Origin of the sequence: Mesorhizobium sp. CA14 (assembly GCF_020165195.1) — a bacterium.
Lineage (GTDB): Bacteria > Pseudomonadota > Alphaproteobacteria > Rhizobiales > Rhizobiaceae > Mesorhizobium.
Map to the genome: position 1 here is coordinate 400884 of NZ_JAIUHR010000002.1, position 17505 is coordinate 418388.

At 62.2% G+C, this 17505-nt stretch carries 22 protein-coding genes and 1 tRNA gene; 10 read left to right on the top strand and 13 right to left on the bottom strand.

Translation table 11 applies throughout. The features are described 5' to 3' along the window. Positions 1 to 34: 34 nt before the first annotated feature. The 6 genes from LB565_RS04130 to LB565_RS04155 form a co-directional block, all read right to left on the bottom strand. On the bottom strand, positions 35 to 940 hold the full coding sequence (locus LB565_RS04130; RefSeq protein WP_224581877.1) for a hypothetical protein: 906 nt from the start codon (positions 938 to 940) through the stop codon (positions 35 to 37). A gap of 1 nt (position 941) precedes the next feature. Further along, positions 942 to 1301, bottom strand: coding sequence for a helix-turn-helix transcriptional regulator (locus LB565_RS04135; RefSeq protein ID WP_224581878.1), 360 nt, complete (start codon positions 1299 to 1301; stop codon positions 942 to 944). Between the two features lie 11 nt (positions 1302 to 1312). Beyond that, positions 1313 to 2269: a recombinase RecT gene (locus LB565_RS04140; RefSeq protein ID WP_224581879.1), complete on the bottom strand. Its 957-nt coding sequence runs from the start codon at positions 2267 to 2269 to the stop codon at positions 1313 to 1315. A 3-nt stretch (positions 2270 to 2272) separates the two neighbouring features. Next, positions 2273 to 3256 carry a YqaJ viral recombinase family protein gene (locus LB565_RS04145; protein ID WP_224581880.1) on the bottom strand — a complete coding sequence of 328 codons (984 nt, stop codon included), beginning with the start codon at positions 3254 to 3256 and terminating at the stop codon, positions 2273 to 2275. Continuing rightward, positions 3253 to 3789: a hypothetical protein gene (locus LB565_RS04150; protein WP_224581881.1), complete on the bottom strand. Its 537-nt coding sequence runs from the start codon at positions 3787 to 3789 to the stop codon at positions 3253 to 3255. The genes LB565_RS04145 and LB565_RS04150 overlap by 4 nt, the downstream gene beginning before the upstream one ends. Before the next feature lie 78 nt (positions 3790 to 3867). Further along, positions 3868 to 4497 (bottom strand): helix-turn-helix domain-containing protein, encoded by a 630-nt coding sequence (locus LB565_RS04155; protein WP_224581882.1) that lies wholly within the window; start codon positions 4495 to 4497, stop codon positions 3868 to 3870. Positions 4498 to 5116: 619 nt separating this feature from the next. On the opposite strand from LB565_RS04155, the gene LB565_RS04160 reads away from it, so the two are divergent. The 10 genes from LB565_RS04160 (at position 5117) to LB565_RS04205 (ending at position 14133) form a co-directional block, all read left to right on the top strand. Then, positions 5117 to 6763 (top strand): site-specific DNA-methyltransferase, encoded by a 1647-nt coding sequence (locus tag LB565_RS04160; RefSeq protein WP_224581883.1) that lies wholly within the window; start codon positions 5117 to 5119, stop codon positions 6761 to 6763. After that, entirely contained in the window at positions 6753 to 7295 is a 543-nt protein-coding gene (locus tag LB565_RS04165; protein ID WP_224581884.1) for a hypothetical protein, read from the top strand. The genes LB565_RS04160 and LB565_RS04165 overlap by 11 nt, the downstream gene beginning before the upstream one ends. A gap of 1 nt (position 7296) precedes the next feature. Further along, positions 7297 to 8775, top strand: coding sequence for a DEAD/DEAH box helicase (locus LB565_RS04170; RefSeq protein ID WP_224581885.1), 1479 nt, complete (start codon positions 7297 to 7299; stop codon positions 8773 to 8775). Further along, positions 8772 to 9065: a hypothetical protein gene (locus LB565_RS04175; protein ID WP_224581886.1), complete on the top strand. Its 294-nt coding sequence runs from the start codon at positions 8772 to 8774 to the stop codon at positions 9063 to 9065. Before LB565_RS04170 ends, LB565_RS04175 begins: the two co-directional genes overlap by 4 nt. After that, positions 9058 to 9897 (top strand): hypothetical protein, encoded by an 840-nt coding sequence (locus tag LB565_RS04180; RefSeq protein ID WP_224581887.1) that lies wholly within the window; start codon positions 9058 to 9060, stop codon positions 9895 to 9897. The genes LB565_RS04175 and LB565_RS04180 overlap by 8 nt, the downstream gene beginning before the upstream one ends. Continuing rightward, positions 9894 to 10316 carry a hypothetical protein gene (locus LB565_RS04185; protein ID WP_224581888.1) on the top strand — a complete coding sequence of 141 codons (423 nt, stop codon included), beginning with the start codon at positions 9894 to 9896 and terminating at the stop codon, positions 10314 to 10316. The genes LB565_RS04180 and LB565_RS04185 overlap by 4 nt, the downstream gene beginning before the upstream one ends. Beyond that, positions 10303 to 13176, top strand: coding sequence for a hypothetical protein (locus LB565_RS04190; protein WP_224581889.1), 2874 nt, complete (start codon positions 10303 to 10305; stop codon positions 13174 to 13176). Before LB565_RS04185 ends, LB565_RS04190 begins: the two co-directional genes overlap by 14 nt. Positions 13177 to 13305: 129 nt before the next feature. Beyond that, positions 13306 to 13590, top strand: coding sequence for a hypothetical protein (locus LB565_RS04195; RefSeq protein WP_224581890.1), 285 nt, complete (start codon positions 13306 to 13308; stop codon positions 13588 to 13590). A 99-nt stretch (positions 13591 to 13689) separates the two neighbouring features. Further along, a tRNA-Met gene (locus tag LB565_RS04200) sits at positions 13690 to 13766 on the top strand. 76 nt (positions 13767 to 13842) lie between these two features. After that, the gene (locus LB565_RS04205) at positions 13843 to 14133 is read left to right on the top strand and encodes a hypothetical protein (RefSeq protein ID WP_224581891.1); all 291 of its coding nucleotides are present in this window, start codon (positions 13843 to 13845) and stop codon (positions 14131 to 14133) included. A gap of 1 nt (position 14134) precedes the next feature. Here LB565_RS04205 and LB565_RS04210 read toward each other — a convergent pair whose 3' ends face one another. From LB565_RS04210 to LB565_RS04240, 7 genes are all read right to left on the bottom strand, one after another. Further along, a complete protein-coding gene (locus LB565_RS04210; RefSeq protein WP_411970607.1) occupies positions 14135 to 14473 on the bottom strand; it encodes a HigA family addiction module antitoxin in 339 nt (112 codons plus the stop codon). 15 nt (positions 14474 to 14488) lie between these two features. Then, positions 14489 to 14764: a type II toxin-antitoxin system RelE/ParE family toxin gene (locus LB565_RS04215; protein WP_224581893.1), complete on the bottom strand. Its 276-nt coding sequence runs from the start codon at positions 14762 to 14764 to the stop codon at positions 14489 to 14491. A 380-nt stretch (positions 14765 to 15144) separates the two neighbouring features. Beyond that, positions 15145 to 15981 (bottom strand): hypothetical protein, encoded by an 837-nt coding sequence (locus LB565_RS04220; protein ID WP_224581894.1) that lies wholly within the window; start codon positions 15979 to 15981, stop codon positions 15145 to 15147. Continuing rightward, positions 15978 to 16259 (bottom strand): hypothetical protein, encoded by a 282-nt coding sequence (locus LB565_RS04225; protein WP_224581895.1) that lies wholly within the window; start codon positions 16257 to 16259, stop codon positions 15978 to 15980. Before LB565_RS04225 ends, LB565_RS04220 begins: the two co-directional genes overlap by 4 nt. Beyond that, positions 16256 to 16432, bottom strand: a complete 177-nt coding sequence (locus LB565_RS04230) for a hypothetical protein (protein ID WP_224581896.1) — start codon at positions 16430 to 16432, stop codon at positions 16256 to 16258. The genes LB565_RS04225 and LB565_RS04230 overlap by 4 nt, the downstream gene beginning before the upstream one ends. Positions 16433 to 16513: 81 nt before the next feature. Beyond that, positions 16514 to 16849 (bottom strand): hypothetical protein, encoded by a 336-nt coding sequence (locus tag LB565_RS04235; RefSeq protein ID WP_224581897.1) that lies wholly within the window; start codon positions 16847 to 16849, stop codon positions 16514 to 16516. A 16-nt stretch (positions 16850 to 16865) separates the two neighbouring features. Then, positions 16866 to 17267: a hypothetical protein gene (locus LB565_RS04240; protein ID WP_224581898.1), complete on the bottom strand. Its 402-nt coding sequence runs from the start codon at positions 17265 to 17267 to the stop codon at positions 16866 to 16868. Positions 17268 to 17505 lie beyond the last annotated feature (238 nt).

Sequence of the window (17505 nt, forward strand, 5' to 3'; positions counted from 1 at the left end):
GGCCGGCTTACGACATCATTGCGGGGGGCCTCCATTATTCAAGCTCCCGAACGAAGTCGGACACTTCATCCCAATTGTCCGATGCCTTCTCAAGAAGCGCGCGCTTGTCTTCCTCTTCCCGCTTGGCATCTTCCCAAAGGGCTTCGTTGACATACTCGCGGATGGCGCCGTCGATCAGCCGGTCGATGACAGTCGGCTCCAGGGCGTCCAGTTCCCAGGACGACTCGCCGAATTCCTCGATATAGCCGGCGGCCCTGGAGTCGGTTTCCTTGGCCGGGTTTGGCGGCGGGTTGTATTGCTCGATTTGATCCATGTTGAGCGCGAGACGCACAACCGTGACGCCGAGGCGGGCAAACATGGCAAGGCGGTCGCGATTGTCCCGCGTCATATCCATGCCCGAAGGATCATGGTCGCCGAGGTGGAAAACGATAGGCGTTTGCCCGAGCCGGCGGCGGTGGGCGAAACGCTTACCGGCGCTGTACTGTTCGGACTGCGAAGAGTAGCCACGGCAGGCGAAGAAATCCGTACGCCAGCGCGCGCACACAGGTTCCACAACCCCGACTAGCGCGTCTTTCTCAATCCAGACCTCGGGTCGGTACTTCTGGCTTGCCCACAGGTCTTCATGATAGCCGCGAGCCGCCCGAGAAATCGCCTCGGCGGGGTCGCCAAGCGTGTTGATGCCGCGAAGGTAGCGGGTACGGTCTTCAATCGCATTCCAGTCGATTTGACCAGCGAGGCGGGCGTCGTTGATGACGCTGCCGAGTCGCTTGTACTCGCTTTGCTTGTTCGGGATCAGGTCGCGCGAAACGAACTGATAGTAAAGTTGGCGCAGGGTAAGCGTGAAGCCTTGCGCCTGATAGTTCGCAATGATCTCATTCGCTTGTTTGATGATGACGCGGCTTGACGCATTGAACCTTTTCGTAATGAAAGCTTCCTTCATGTCACGCCCCCTCTTCGCGTGTCTTGGTCCGTTCCTTGGACGTGACGAACTTTTCAACCGTCTCGCTGCGATAGAGAATCCGGCCCTGTTTCTTGACGTAGCCGGGGCCAGTGCCGAGCACCCGCCAGCGAGCGAGCGTGGCTTTGCTCACCCGAAGGATGCCGGCGACGTCATCGGCGGTGAGAAGGGCGTCGCCATTGCTGGCGATGGCCGGCGAGGCCTCGCCAGGCTGGCCGAAGGCGAGGGCGAATGCCTCGGCCTTCGCGTTGAGGTCCGCGACCGCCCTCTCAGCCACCGCCAGCGCCCGGCGGGCGCCGGTCGCTGCGATCTGAAATTCGCGGACCAATTCAATTCCGGTCATTGCGGCGCCCCTCAAGCCGGATTGAATTCGTCGTCGTCTTCGTCAACGCCGAAGACATCGTCGGCACCGGCGCCGCGCTCGGCGTCACCGTCCGGGTCGTCTTCCAGAATGACGCCATCTTCGTCGTGCGGGATCTCTTCCGCCTCGGCTTCGATGACGGGACCGGCCGGCTTCTTTTCCTTCGCCTTCTCGGCTTCCTTCGCTGCCGTCATAGCGGCGTGGACACCCCGAGGCCGGCCGGCGGGCTTCGGCTTCGCTGCAGGCGTTTCCGCAGCCGCCACGGGCTCGGCCGCCGCCGGGGTGATGTCCCGCATATCCATGAGGTCCGCGACCTCGTCCGCGCTTGGCATGCCGTTGAGAATGTGCGGGGCATACAGGCGGCCAAAGAACGCGGCGGCGCGGTACATCAGCATGAGGTCGGGCATCGTCACCCACTTCGAACCCGGCCGGAAATACCAGCCTTCCGCCACGGCCATGGCGATGGACACGGTCGGCCCTTCCAGCGTTTCGCCGGTGGCCTTCTCGACCGCGTAGGCGGTGCACTCGATATTGAAGACCTTCGCCTTGACGGTTTCTTTGGAGCGGTTCCCCTTCGGGCCGGCCCAACGTTCATAAGAAACCTCTTGCTCGCCGAGCTTCACTTTGCGGAAGCGGATCGGCGAAAACAGGCCGCACGAATTAAGAGCGCCGATGACGAATTGCGAAGCCCAGGACGGCCGGCCTTCGATCACGTTGAGGTTCTGCATAACCATGATGGGCGGGATTCCCATCCGGTTCGCCATGTCGAGCGCGACCAGGGCGTTGCCCATGTTTTCCTCGCCGCGATAGTTGACCGGCACAAGGTTTGAGCTTGTCAGCGCCTTGCAAAGCCGCTGGCCCGAGGTGAAATCAGCCTCGCTTGAGAACACGGAAATGGCGCGGTGCGCCTGGGGTTGAGCCACTACAACGGCGTTGTTTACGGTGGTCATAGGTCAGTTGCCTTTCTTCGGCTTCGGCTTCGAAAGCCGAAGGTTGCGAAATGAGATTGCGGGGTAGGTGATGGTTGACGCTTCGCGGTGGACGGTGCCGGCGGAAAGCTTCCAGCCGCCGCCGAACACGGTTTCCGTGTCTTTGATGAAATCGAGCAGTTCGGCCGCCGCGCGCTTCTTGTCTTCCTCGGCGGCTTTGAAAATGATGTCCGCGTCGTACTTCGCTGCCATCAGGGCCTTGAGCTTTTCCGGGTCTAGGTCCGGTTCCTCGCCAGGCAGGTCGAGGTTGAAGCTCTTCGCCACTGTGGCGTGCCGGTACAGCGTGCGGATGGTTTCGTAGTCCGCCAGGTAGTCGGCGGCCGGCGCCTCGCCACGCTTTACGCGGCTATGCATGTCTTCGATGCGGGCGGTTAGCTCGGCGATCACCTCGGCGTCGCGGTCGCGGCGGAACGTCTTGACGGTGTTGCCGCCGATAAGGCCAGCTACGGCGCCCCACAGAAAGCCGGTGACGGCAAGCTGATGCTGCACTTGAAACTCGATATGCGGCGGGGCCTCTTCGTCCGACCAGTCTTTGCCGGCGACGAAGAAATCGACGTTCTTGATCTCAAGGCACCCGTAGCCAAGTTCCGGCCGCGCGGGGTCCGTGATGATGTAGTCGGGCGAAGCCCCCATGCCGGCCACGGCTTTGGACCTCGCGTAGAGGAACGGGTGAGCGTCTACGATCAGCCACCCGTTATCCTCGCAAACGCCTTGAGCGATTGCATTTTGCAAACGCTTACCCCAAAGCATTCGCTCGGTTTCGTTGAACTCGACCGTGATGTTCCCCGCCATCCGGTGGAACAGGTCAAAGGGTGTCATGTACGGAGAGCACCCGAACAGCGCTGCCGCACTTGTTGCGGTGATGTCCGGCTTGCGAAGCTTGTGCCAGGTGCTTTCTTTGCGCGGCCAGAACCATTCGGCCTCGGCGGAGTAAGGGGCCTTGCTCATGCACGCACCTCGGCCAATGCCGCCGCCGTGATAATGGCGCGGAAGTTGCGCCAGCGGCCGGCATGGAAAACGCCGAGGGTTTCGATTTGCTGGCCGGTAAGGGAAAGCGTGAGGCCGGCAACCTCAATCCAGGCCTTGTCGACCTTCACTTCGGTGCCGGCGACGCGCACCTCAGCGAGCAAGGTTCCGAGCGGCAGAGCGGCGCCAATGGTAAGTTCGCGGTCGCCGGGCGCGGCGGCGAAGAACGGGCCGTCGATGGCGGCGGGGCCTTCCCATTCGGCGACAAGATGGTTCGGGCTTTCAAGGCCGCCGCTAAGCCACTGGCCGAACTTATCGAAGGCGCCGATACCCTCGGCTACGAACCAAGCGAGACGGCCCAAGATATCGCGCGCCGGCCCGTCTTCTCCTTCTCGATACGGGCGCAACGGCCCGATCTTTTTACCGCCTTGGGAGCGATAGAACCCACCTGTACAAACCCGCATGTGGCCCCCGAATCCTTCGTTTGCATTTTGCCAACTGTTTGTAATATGCAAACACGCTATCGGGAGCGTCAACTAGGAAAGTGCGACAGTTTGATAAAATTTGAGGATATCAGTTGGAGGCGGGAGTTATCAGGTCGTCGCGGGCTTCATCATCAGCACAGGCGCGTACCACTCGACCTCGGCTTCGGTCACGTCCGGCGTGCCCATAAGACCGAAGAGAAGGTGCGTTCCCGGCGTGTAGCCTCGGCGGACAAGGCGAAGCATCATTTCGCCGCCCTTGAGGCCGACCACGCAGCCGCGCCCGAGCATGGTTTCGTCGGCCTCGCGCCTCGCGCCAGACACAACTATCCAGCCGTCCAGAACATCCATTTTGCTTTGCGGCGTCCGCCATTGAAACGCCCCGGCGCCCGCCTCAATGTTCACGCCCACGTCGAGCATACGCTTGCGGCGGCTTGTGTTCTCAGTGTGGACGTAGGCGCCTTCATCAATCCAGCCCTCAAAGGGCAGCATTTGCGGGGTGGCCTCGTCACCTCCCCGGATGCCATCGACCCGGACACCAAAGCGTTCCATGACCTCGGTCGCGGTAACGCCCAGGATGCGCGCCATATCGGCGGCAGCGGTAAGGGTCAGTTTGCGCTTGCCCGCCAAAAGCAAGCTCATGCTCGATTTGTCGATACCAAGCATGCGCCCAAGGCCGGACTGCGAAAGCCGGTGCTCTTCCAGTTTGCGGCGGAACCAATCGACGTCGGGCTTCGTCATTACGCTAAACACTCCCCTCATGCACTTACGAATCAAGTCCGTATCAGACTTGTTAACAAATAGCAAACGGTATCAGCAATGAAAGTTAACACGCCTTTGCAATATGTCACGCTTTTGTTTGCAAACGGAAAACGTGCCGAATTGGCACGGCTTCTCGATTTAAGCCCTTCCACAATCGCGGGATGGGACAACGCGAAGCGGAGACCGCCAGGGATGGCGGGCACCGTCCCGGCGGCATATGTGCCAAAACTGCTTAAGATAGCGGTAAAAAGGGGGCTCACGGTGGACCTGGCGAAACTGTTGCCGAGTTGATCTTTTTAATGGGGCCATTTTGGGGCCTTGCCTTCCGGCGGCGAACATGGTTTGCATTTTGTCAACGCTTATCGGATTGTATCAATCGTGACACGAGTCGCCGGCCCTGGGGATTTTGTTTGCGAAGTCTGCGGCGGCGCCGCGAGCTTCGGTTACAACGTCAAGCTTTTGGCCGGACGGCTCGGGAATTGGCGATGTTACGCCCATCGCGTTGACGAAATGCAAACGGTACGGAAGGCCGAGCCGGTGGAATCGCCGGCGCCGAAGCTGCCGCCCCCGGAACCTCAACAAGGGGACTTGTTCTAGCATGAAGAACCGAACGGAATTCTTAGACGGCCGAGTCGTCCTACTCGGCGGCGATTGCTTCGCCCGCCTTGACGAAATCCCCGAGGCATCCGTCGACGCGGTCTGTTGCGATCCGCCCTATCACCTCACCTCGATTGTGGCCCGCTTCGGCGGCGAAGACGCGGCACCATCCGAACCGAAGGAAGGCAGCGCGGGCGTGTTCGCCAGGTCAAGCGCCGGCTTCATGGGCAAAACATGGGACGGCGGCGACATCGCCTTCCGTTCGGATCTATGGGCAAAAGTGCTTCGCGTGCTGAAACCCGGCGGCTACTTGGTGGCGTTCTCGGGCACCCGGACTTATCACGACATGGCGTCCGCAATCGCGCGCGCCGGCTTCGAGGTCCGCGACAACATTCTCAATATGCTTGCCAGCGACACCGCCGTTGTCCGCTTCCTCGAAACCCTTTCGCCGACCCAGGTGGAAGCTTTCTTTCGCTGCATCGAAGACAGCCAATTCGGCGGGATGCTCGCGTGGTGCTACGGCACCGGATTCCCGAAGAACCATAGCGTTTCGAAGGGCATTGACGACCATCTGTTCCGGCAATGGCTGGACGAAAAGCCCGAGGTCCGCGCCAGGTACGACCGCCTTATCAGGTGGGCGAAGAGCCGGGACAAGCGCAAGGTGTCCAAGGGTTTGCGCGGCCGGATCGACAGGGCGTTCCGGCGGATGGGCGGTTTCCTCGGCGAATTCCTCGGGACTGAAACCCTTGTCAATGACATGCGAAACAGCGCTCTACTCAGCGTCGGCAAAGGCGAAGAGCGTCCCGCCTATGATCGCGATATCTTCTCGCACGGAACCCCCGAGGCCGCCGAATGGGACGGATGGGGCACCGCCCTGAAGCCGGCATGGGAACCGATATGCTTGGCCCGCAAGCCGATGATTGGCACCGTGGCGGAAAACACCCTGGCCCACGGAACCGGCGGCATCAACATTGACGCCTGCCGCATCGACGCCGAGAAGCCTACGGGATGGGGCGGCAAGGCTGGCGGCGGCAACACCTGGAACGACTCGAATTCCGGCCTCGGCAAAGGCGGCGAGGCCCGCCCGGTCGACGGCCGCTACCCGGCCAATATCTTGCACGATGGCAGCGCCGAGGTTGTCGCCGCGTTCCCCGATGCCACCGGCCAGAAAGGCGCCGTAGGCCCCGAGCACGGCGAGCGGAAGCGGAACAACGTCTATAACCCGATTGGGCCGCGTGACCCGTTCCCACCTCGGGCTGACGCCGGCAGCGCGGCCAGGTTCTTCTATTCCGCGAAGGCGGACGGCGACGACCGCCTCGGTTCGAAACACCCCACGGTGAAGCCGGTCGACCTGATGCGCTGGCTTGTCCGGCTCATCTGTCACAAGGGCGGAACCGTTCTCGACCCATTCGCCGGCACCGGCACCACGGGCGAGGCCGCCTTTTGGGAGGGATGCAACGCCATCCTGATAGAGCGCGAGGAAGAATACCAAGCCGATATCGCGAAGCGGATGTCGCTTGTGCTCGCCGGCCCAGAAACGAAGAAACGGGCGCGGACCGAGCTTGAGCCCGCCGAGGGCCTTCCTCTCTTCGGCGACGACACGGTCGCCCACGTGTCGGAAATCAACCGAAAGGCCGTTGCCGCGTAACAAGCGTTTGCAAAATGCAAACGATTCGGAGAATGCCCGCATGAAATGGAATGCCGAATACAAGGCCGAGGCGGCACGCCTTTGGGCCACCGGGATGAACGGTGCCGAAATTGCCGAGCTTTGCCAGTGCACGCCGGAAGAGCTTTACGGCCTGGCCCGCCGCAACCCCGACAAGTTTCGGCCTCGCGGCCACGGGCGGAAGCGGGTCCGCAAGACGGCGACAGCCCGAACGCATATCGAGGGGCCGGCGCCAAAACCATTCAAGGCCAGGTTTCCCGAGAAAGCGCCAGGCTTCGACGGCGTGCCGCGTGGCCTCCTCACCTCATGCGGGTGCGAGTTCCCGCTTTGGGGCCATCACGAAGAGTACGACCGCGAAAATTCGCTGTTCTGCGGGGCGCCGCGGATTCTGGATAGCAGGCGGCCTTACTGCGGATTTCACGCCGCTTTGACGACCGGCCGGGGCACGCCTTCCGAGCGCCGCGCGGTCCGCGACGCCATCGCTACGGAAGAGCGCGAGGCGGTGGCGGCGTAAGATGGCCTTCGTTCTTCGCCCCTACCAGCAAGAACTAATTGTCGAGGCGCGGGACGCGCTTCGCGAGGTCAACGCCGTGCTTGTCCAGATGGCAACCGGCGGCGGCAAAACCGGCCTCGCCGCCTACATGGCGAAGTCAGCGGCGGCCCGAGGCAAGCGGGTCGTGTTCGGTGTCCACCGGCGCGAGCTTATCAAGCAAACCGCGCTCACCTTCGACAAGGTCGGTATCCCTTACGGCATCATCGCTTCCGGCATGTCCGGCGACCGCCGCCAGCCCGTTCAGATTGCCAGCATCGCCACGCTCGGCAAGCGGATGGACCGCTACGGCGCCCCCGACCTCTATGTGCCGGACGAAGCGCACCACGCCGGGGCGAAGACGTGGGCCGACATCATTGAAGAGTACGCGAGCAAAAAGGCCAAGATAGTCGGCCTTTCCGCCACGCCTGAACGCCTTGACGGCACCGGGCTAGGGAAATGGTTCGGCCGGATGGTAACAGGCCCAAGCGTGGCCTGGCTGATGGAACAGGGCTACCTGTCCACCTATCGCATGTACGCGCCATCCTCGCCGGATCTCGGCGGGGTCAAGCGGTCCGGCACGGACTTCAATAAGGCCGAGCTTGAGAAGCGCATGGGCGCTTCCTCGATCACCGGCAACGCGGTCGAGCATTACCGCCGCCTCGCCCATGGCCGCAAGGCGATGGTGTTTTGCGTCTCGATCAAACACAGCTTGAGCGTTGTCGAGCAATTCCAAGCTGCAGGCTACCGCGCCGCCCACATTGACGGCGATTCCCCGAACCGCGACGAACTTCTCCGGGCCTATGAGCGCGGCGAAATTCAGGTGCTTTCCTCGGTCGACCTTGTGTCCGAGGGCTTCGATTTGCCGGCCATTGAGGTCGCCATTCTTCTGCGTCCGACCCACTCGCTGGCGCTGTTCCTACAGCAAGTCGGCCGCGTGCTTCGCCCCGTCTACGCGCCGGGCTTTGACCTCGATACCCAGGCGGGCCGCCTCATGGCGATTGCAGCGGGTCCGAAGCCATACGCGCTCATCCTCGACCATGCCGGCAACAGCATCCCGAAGGACCAAGGCGGGCGCGGCCACGGCCTGCCCGATGACGACCGCGAATGGACCCTTGAGGGCCATAGGAAAAAGAAGCGGGCGAAGGATGACGAAGACGACGAGCCGGCGGTGACGACCCGCCAGTGCCCGAACTGTTTCCGCGTCCATCAGCCCGCGCCGACCTGCCCGCAATGCGATCACGTTTACCCGACCATGGGTCGGACGGTGCAGGAACTTGCCGGCGAACTGGCCGAAATCGACCGCACCAAGCGGGTCGAGGCGAAGCGTCAGCAAAGCCAGGCCAAGACCTTCGAAGACCTCGTCGCGCTCGGGAAGATGCGCGGCATGAAGAACCCCCACGGGTGGGCGAAGCACGTTCACGCCGCCCGCATGGCGAAGTCCCAAACCCGATACGTTCGATGAAAGGTGAAGCAATGACGCGCTCTTATTCCGACTACATCAAATCCGGTCAGATGACGCAGCTTGAGGCGATCAAGCACAACACCGTGCGCAACGGTGGCCGCATCGCCATGGCCGGCGTGCTCGCCGCTCACGTTCGGGATGGCCTTCCGGCGGACGCCGCCGCCTTCGGCGTGCTGGATACCTTGGCGGTGCGGCTGGTCGAATGGTACGGCCCGGCCGCTGCCGGCGAGGTGTTGCGCCATTACGCCGAGGTGTGCGAGCGGCAAAAGCCGGTGGCCGCCAATGGCTAAGATCAAGTCCATATTTGAAAATGAGGCCGCGCTTTGCGCCGCCTTCATTGCTGGCCTGCCGGATGGCTGGACCGCATACGCGGAAACCGCCGGTTTCGACATCCTCTTGGTGCGCCAGGCCGATGGCGCCCAAATCGGCGTTGAGGCCAAAATGACGCTCAACGCCAAGGTGCTGTTGCAGGCCGCCGAAGGCCTCTACGCGGGCCGTGGCAATGGCGAACGCGCCTCCCCGGACTTCCGAGCCGCCTTGGTGCCTTCCGGCGCCGCCGGTGTGGAAATGAAGGCGATTGCTAGATACCTCGGCATCACCGTGGTTGAGGTGCAAAGCCAGGCCGCGCGGGACGAAGAGGCGCGAGCGGTCGCGGAACGGTGGGGCATCACCTCCTGGCGAGCACGGGAGAACGACAAGCCGGTGTTCACCCCTGAACTGCCGGTCGCCGGCCGCCATGAGTGGCGCGAGGAATGGGTCGATCATTGCCCGCCGGAACGGTGCAAGGTGCCGGACTATGTGCCAGACGTCGCGGCGGGCGCCTCGGGGCCATCGCAGCTTTCCGAATGGAAGATCAAGGCGATCAAGATTTGCATCGTTTTGGAGCGCCGGGGCTTCGTCACCCCTGCCGACTTCAAACACCTCAAGATTGATCGGAAGCGCTGGCTTGATATGCGCTGGCTCGCCCCGTCCGAGGAACGGGGGCGCTACATTCCTGGCCGCTCGCCGCTCAACCTTCGCGCCGCTCACCCGGTCAACTACGGCCAGGTCGAGGCGGACTTTGACAAATGGAAGCCGGCGGAACCGGGCGAGGCGTTCAAGCCAATGGCGGCTCTGCTATGAGCACCGGCACCAAACTGATGAACCGTTGCCTGCTAGCGCTGTCCAAGGCTGGCGCCACGGTGTGGAGAAACACCACGGCAAAAGGATGGGCCGGCAAATCGTTTTCTTTGTCGCCGGGCGAGGTCTACCGTGCTCGAGGTGGCGAGCGAGTCGTGCTTGACGCCTACCCCATCGCCGCCGGCCTTTGCAAAGGGTCAGGTGACATCATCGGACTCCACACAATCGAGATAACGCCGGACATGGTGGGCAAACGAGTCGCCGTGTTCGGATCATGGGAAGTGAAAGACGGGACGGGACGGCCTACGCCGGAACAAGCCCATTTCGCCGGTTTCGTGGCCGCCGCTGGCGGCATCGGAACGATCATTAGAAGTGAAGCGGACGCGCTAGAAAGTCTCAAGGCATACCGTGGCGGACAGTGAACAGAAGATCCTTGAATTCCTCGACGCGATGCGCTCGGCGGGGGTCCATATGGACACCGCCAACGCGCGCGGCGCCTCGCACCCGATAGCCGATGGCAAGGTGCACCGCGCCAATGCCCAGGGCAAGAAAAAGGCCAGGAACCAACACGTTTGGTATGTGCTGCATTTGGACACGCCGGCCTCTGGCGCCTTCGGCGACCTGCAAACCGGAATTCAGGATACATGGACGGAAAAGCGCCCGTCCAGCATGACGGCGGCGGAACGCGCCGAACTGAAAAAGCGCATGGCGGAAACACAACGCCAGCGCGAGGAAGAGCGGGCCGCCCTCAATGCCGCCGCCGCCGCCGCTGCCGGCCTCATCATGGCGTCGACAGAGAAGGCGCCGGCCTCACACCCTTACCTCGCGAAAAAGGGCCTGCCGCCGTTCCCTGGCCTTCGGCGCCTAAAGCAAAACGTCAAATACACCATTGAGCCCGAGGAAGACCCGCGCACCGCCCGCGCCGGTTCCCTCGTCGTTCCGCTGTACACGCCTGGCGCCGAACTGGCGAGCGTCCAGCTTATCGGCGATGACGGCACGAAACGCTTTCTCAAGGGCACCGCGAAAGAGGGGAATTACCATCCCATCGGTAAGCGGCCCGAAGATCCTGGCGCCGAGTTCACCATTGCCATAGCCGAGGGCTACAGCACGGCGGCCCGCGTCCACCAAGCGACCGGCTACCTCACTATTACCGCCTTCGATGCCGGCAACCTCGGCCCGGTATCAAAGGCGATACGGCAGAAATACCCGAAGGCCCGCATCCTATTCGCGGCTGACAATGACCGGCTTGTGAAGATGCCGGACGGACGATTTAATCCGGGCGTCACCAAGGCCAAGGAAGCGGCGGAATCCGTGGGCGGCCTCGTCGCCTTCCCCGAGTTTGACGACGCCGAGATTGACTTTACGGACTTCGATGACCTCGCCCGGAAAAGCGGTCTTGACCGCGTTAGGGAAGTCATCGACGCCGTGCTCAACCCGAAGCCGGTAGCGGACGAAAGTAACCCGCCGCTGCCCCAGGATGCCAGCGACTACTATCAGGGCGCCGAAGGCCCCGGCGACCACTTTGACGAAGCCCCACGGGGCAAGCAACGCGAGGTCGAGCACCCGCTAGCCTCCTTCGGCGACCCTCATTTCCGATGCCTCGGCGTGGATGAAACGACCCTGTTCTTTCAACCCTCTAACGTGGCGCAAGTTATCGCCCTCAACGCTTCGCAACTGTCCGCCTCAAACATGATGCGGCTCGCGCCGCTTCAATGGTGGGAATCCGAATTCCCCGGATCGAAAGAGGGCGTCGACTGGAAAGCCGCGATCAACGCTTGCATGCAGGCTTGCATGCACCGGCGCAAGTTCGTGCCGCATAATTCGGTGCGCGGTCGAGGTGCATGGTTCGAAGCCGAAACCGCCGTCTATCATGCCGGCGATCGGCTAATCGTGGACGGGGAAGAGAAGTCGTTTCATGAGCACCGGAGTCGGTTCGTCTATGACGAAGGCGAAGCCCTGGCCGTGGACGTCGCGGAACCCGTTTCCACGAATGAGGCTCGGCGCCTGCTAGAGCTTTGCAAAAGCCTTCGGTGGGTTTCGCCGCTGTCGGGCTACTTGCTGGCCGGATGGTGTGTTGTGGCACCGGTGTGCGGCTTCCTGAAATGGCGCCCGCATATATGGGTGAACGGCCCGGCGGGCTCGGGCAAGTCGACCGTGATGGATCAAATTATCAAGCGATGTCTCGGCGAGACGGCGTTGAGCGTGGTCGGCAACACGACCGAGGCCGGCGTGCGCGGCGCCCTCTCAATGGACGCGCTGCCCATCATCTTTGACGAAATCGAACCGAAGGATCAGAACAACCAAAACCGCATCCGGGCGATTATGGACCTGGCCCGCGTCGCCGCCTCCGAAGGTGACGGGATGATTTTGAAGGGCACCGCCGGCCAGAAAACGAAGGGCTTCCGGGCGCGATCAATGTTCGTGTTCGCGTCCATCTTCACTCAGATTGAAGGATACGCGGACGAAACCCGCATCACGCAATTGTCGCTTGCGGACCCCTCACGGGATTCGGATGAAGAGAAGGCGGCCAATAAAAAGCACTATGAAAAGCTGCTGTCCGATATCGTGGGCCTGCTGACGCCGAGCTTTTCGAAACGCCTTCTCGCTCGCACCATCGCCCATTTGCCGACGCTGCGGTCCTACGTGGACGTGTTCACCGTGGCGGCGACACAGCACCTCGGGACTCAACGTCTCGGCGACCAGCTCGGGCCGATGCTGGCCGGTGCCTACCTTCTCAACACGACCAAGCCGGTGACGGTGGAAGAGGCGTTGAAATGGCTTCGCGCCAACGACTGGACAGATCACACCGCGAAGGGCGCGACCAAGGATTCCGAGCGGTTTTTGCAACACGTCACCGGCTACTTGGTGCGGCACAACACGCCCGAGGGCGGGCAATGGGAACGCACCGTTGGCGAGCTTTTGGAACTGGCCGCCTTCGCCGCCGATATGACGCCGCTTAATGACGGCTACGGCACCCAGGAACCGAACAAGAAAAAGGGATCTGCCGTGTCCGCCCTGGCGCGCCTCGGTATCCGGGTATGGCGTGGGCCGGATGGAATGATGGTCGCGGACATCACCACGTCGCACGAAAGCTTCAAACGATTGATCCTGAAAAATACCGAATGGGGCGCAACGAAGTATCGAGACATCTTGAAAGCGATACCTGGGGCGATCCCTGGCAAGGGGAACCGCTACTTTTCCAGCGGGATCAATACGCCGTTCGTGACGGTCCCCCTTAACGCCTTGCTCGGGGAGCGTGAACCCGGCGAAGACGCGGATTGAGCGTTGACAAAATGCAAACGACTCGTTGATTATCGTGATGTCGCGGCCCGCTCTATAGACCTCCCAGGGCGGGCCGCTTTTTTTGACTGATGAAACCAGGGAACCAAGATGCTCAAGAGAAGCTTTCTCGTGTCTGCTATCTTCGCGGTTTGCTGCCTCGCCTTTCCGGCGTGCGCTGCACCGGCCGCCGAGTTCGCCACCGTCACGGTCGCCAGCATGAAGCATGAAGTTCCGGCCCCGCCCATCCTGGCGGTTCCGGCGGATTTCGCGATCATGCAGGCCTCGCAAGACATGGCGCGAAAACCCGTCACGCTCGGCGCCAAGCGAACCGTCGCCGCTACCTTTGCTGTCTACCGCTCCACCCATCGCACCGCCGCGCGGCATCGAACCTTCGCGGTGCCGTGGTCGGCCTGATCGCGTCCGATAGCACTATGTTTCGAAACCCGGCAGCGATGCCGGGTTTTTTCGTCGCCATCGTTGACGAAACGCAAACGACTCGGGCTTAGTGGCCTTCGCGGGGTAGCGCAGCCTGGTAGCGCGGTCGGTTCATGCCCGACAGGCCGGCGGTTCAAATCCGCCCCCCGCAACCAATTCGCCCGATGGGCATAAACCAAGCCCCGAGGTCCGACTTGCGCGGTCGGTCACAACGACGCTAGACCTGGCGCCATGAAACAGATCCTCGCCGTTGCCGCGCTCGGCGCGCTCATAGCTACGCCCGCCCTCGCGGTGCAAATCGAGCTAACGCCTGTCATGGTCAAAGACACGACCGCCTTGCTCAAGGCGAAGGGCTTCAATTGCCCTATCGTCAAGATGGCCTCGGCGAAGCCGGCGAGCGCTCGCGGCGATGTTGTCAAGGTTTGGTGCGGGCCGGATGACGGCACGGACAACGTTTTCGGCGACTTCCAATACCGCCTGACTTTCCGGCCGGACGGTGGGGTCGAAGTAGCCGAGTGGTGAGCTAGGCCGCGATATACGGGATCGCCGAAACGTCCACCTCGCGCGCCGCGTGCCAGGCGTCAAAGTTCGCCTGCATCCGAAGCCAGAGGCCGGGACCGTTCCCGAAGAGCTTCCCGAGGCGGGCCGCCATGTCAGGCGTTACCGGCTTGCGGCCAGCTAGTATCGAATGGAACTGCTGGCGGGAGATACCGAGCATTTCGGCCACGGTCATCTTGCTCTTACCGGCGTCTTCCAACAGGTCCGCGATAAGCTCGCCGGGGTGAGACGGGCAGCGGTTCGGGTCCGCCTTGGCCGGGATATCGGCGACGGGCTTACCGGTAAGCTCTTTTTCAAAGTTCATCATGATCTTATTCTCCTAGTGGTATTGTTCGAAGTCAACGCGATAAGCGTTGCCGCCTTCGAACTCGAATGTGAGGCACCACGGGCCATTCACATGGACGCTGTAGCGGGTCGGGTTGAAACCGTGGAGCGCGTGGAAGTCGAAGCCCGGAACGTTGAGGTCGGCAACCGTTGCCGCTGCATCAATGGCGTTGAGCCGGACCAAAATGCGGCGGTGCATCCGCGCATCAATGGTCGACCGGCTGGTTTGCCAGAGGTTCGCGAGGGCTTTGTTTTTGAAGGTCATAATCATGGAATTGACTGTAATCAAATTGATTACAGTGTCAACAGATAGATTACAGTCGGAGCGAACTTTTTTGATCCTCGGTCTTGACCGGATTAGGGACCTTGCCCCACATAGGAATAAATTCCAGAGGCGGGTACGATGTCACGGCGGTGGACGAATGAGGCTGATTTAGCCGCGCTGTTGATCGCGCGCGGCAACGCGCGCCGACGCGTCGTTCTGGCGCCAGACACTGCCTATTTCGTGGGCCTCAAGCTTATGACCGCCTCGGCGAAGCCAACGGCGGCCGAGGTCGCTCTTATCATCTGCGATAGCAAATGCGAGCGGCCTTGTTACCCGTGCCAGGGCAAGGCCAACTGCATCGTGCAGGCCTACGGCCATCGGGCCGGTTAGATCGCGGCGACGGCCCGGACACGGGCTAGACGGTCTTTCAAGCCGTCCACCTCGGCCCGGCGCCGCTCGCGCTCGCTATCGATAGCGCGGTCGACAAGCCTTGATAGGGAGTCTCCTTCATGGGCGTGGCCGGTGGCCTTTAGCTCGGCGCGGACCTGGTCGCATTCCGCCAGCACCTCGGCGAGCGCAAGCTTGACGGCCTCGGTAGAATCCGCGGTGCTTTCCTGGCCTGGCGGAACGACTCGGTAGCCGCATTCCGCGAGCGAGGTGAGCACCATTTCCGTAACAGCCAGTTCCATGCACGGCACGATGGGCTGATCGCCTCGGTGCAGGGAGCGATTCCGCCGTCGCATCGCGGCGCCAATCGCAAAGGCGATGTCCGACGCGGTGTCATCATCGAGCGGGACCGGAACCGGCGGCGGCAAGGCGATCACCGGGCCAGGTCCGCGCCTCCTGATCGCCTCAAGCTGTTCTTCGCTGACAGCCTCGGCGGCGCGAGGCGGACGCAACAGCTTGTCCAGCCGTTCGAACGCCTCTGCGGTGATAGTCACACGGATGCCACCGGCGGGCGAGGCCGAGGGCTGTAGCAAAGTCACCATGGCGACAAGGGTATCGTGGGCCGCGATAGCTACAGCGGCGGCCCTGGCCCGTTCCTCGGCGTCGTCGCCTACCGTCATCACCGCGACGTCGCCACCGCACTTCACATAAGCGTTGCGGGTGCCGACCATGGTGCCGATCTTGCCAGGGAACACCCTTGCCATCGGCGCATGCTCGCCGCTCAATGCTTCCTGTACCGCTTCCGGGGTGCTGATCGTCTTAACAGGGGCGTTCATCGTGTCGGTTCCTCAATGACGGTGAAACGGCCAGTGCGGGCCATAAAGCGGATCTCTTCGACGTCCTCGGGGGCGCAGCCGTGGCCGATGTAGACGCGAAGGCCACGGGCGCGGTGCCGAAGGCCTTGAAGCCTGGCGACATGGGCGATGCGCTCGCCCTGGGGCGTTTCGAACGCCATGCGGTCACGGGTGAAACCTGGCGCGGGCCGCCAGCCGTAGTCGAACCTGGCCACGGGCATGGCCTGATGCGAGGGGCAGAAAAGAACGGCCTCGGTCATATCGCGCCCCCGAGGATCGCGGCGCCGAGGGTGCCGCCGGCCATCGCGACCGCCAGGAAGATGCTGAGGGCAACGGTGCCGGCGCCGAGGTGAAGCGCGAGCATCAGGGCGTCCCTGGTGGTGAACTCGGGGCCAGCCAATTCGGCGTCGCTGTAGTGATGATGATTGCTCATGTGGGTTTCCCTATTTCGCAAACCACGATATCGCATAGTTTGCATTTTGCAAACGATCACGGCAAAAAAATAGACGCGGCTCTATTGTCTCAAGACCGCATCGATCAAACGAGGCCAAAGCGCCGCCATGCTCGGCATTAGGCCCTTCTGCTCGCATTCATCGAGGTAGCCGATAAAGGCGATGTCCATCACCAATTCCGGGCGCTTCGGCATCAGCACCCCGGCACTGTTGCGGCGGCGGTCATAGGCGTATGCGTTCACGGCGGCCAGGATGAATGCCCACACCTCGGGCGGAGCGACAAGGCCCTCGTCATCCGAGGTAATCACGGGCTCGCCGTTGGCGTCCACCAACGCGGTGACGCCGAGGCTTTCTTTGATCGCCCAAGGCAACGGGGCAGTTTCCGGTAGCTTGATCATAAAAGTTCCTTCCAACCTAGTGAGAGTATACATTACGAATATCGGACTTCAATCCCTCGTCGGCCGAAAATTGATCGAAAACAATGATTTGGGGTGGCTTCCATTCCGCGACGCAATCCAACGGGCTTTCCCCGGCTTGGCCTGATAGGAAATGGCCGAAGCGATCAAAGGGGCCGACGCCCTCGGCGTAGAACCAGGCGGACCGGCCGACCTTATCCTTATGGTGGCCGTCTTCCTCGTCGCGGAAGGGGCGAAGCGGGCCAATCCTGGCGCCATTCCTGGCGCGATAGGTTCGCCCGGTGGCGATGTATAGCGGGGGCGACGAAGGCCGAGGCCTCACCTCGATAGGCGCCGCTTTGGCGAAGGCGAGGTGCGGCTTGGTGAAGGCGGACAGTGCAAGTTTGATGCGGCGTTTCATGATGCGAAATTGATTCCCAAACCCGAGGAACGACAGTGAGAACAAAATTAGAACGTACAAATCGGACGAACGCAATACATTTTGTACGATTTAGGCATGCAGGGCCGCGTTCTTCGGGCGGCGAGCCGGGGGTTAGCAACTTATCGAGACGACAAGCCGACGCACCTTTAGCCCGGAGGCTTGGACATACGCGCGCCGCCCCCGGCCGAATAGGCCAGGGTTGTGCGGCGCCGCTAAG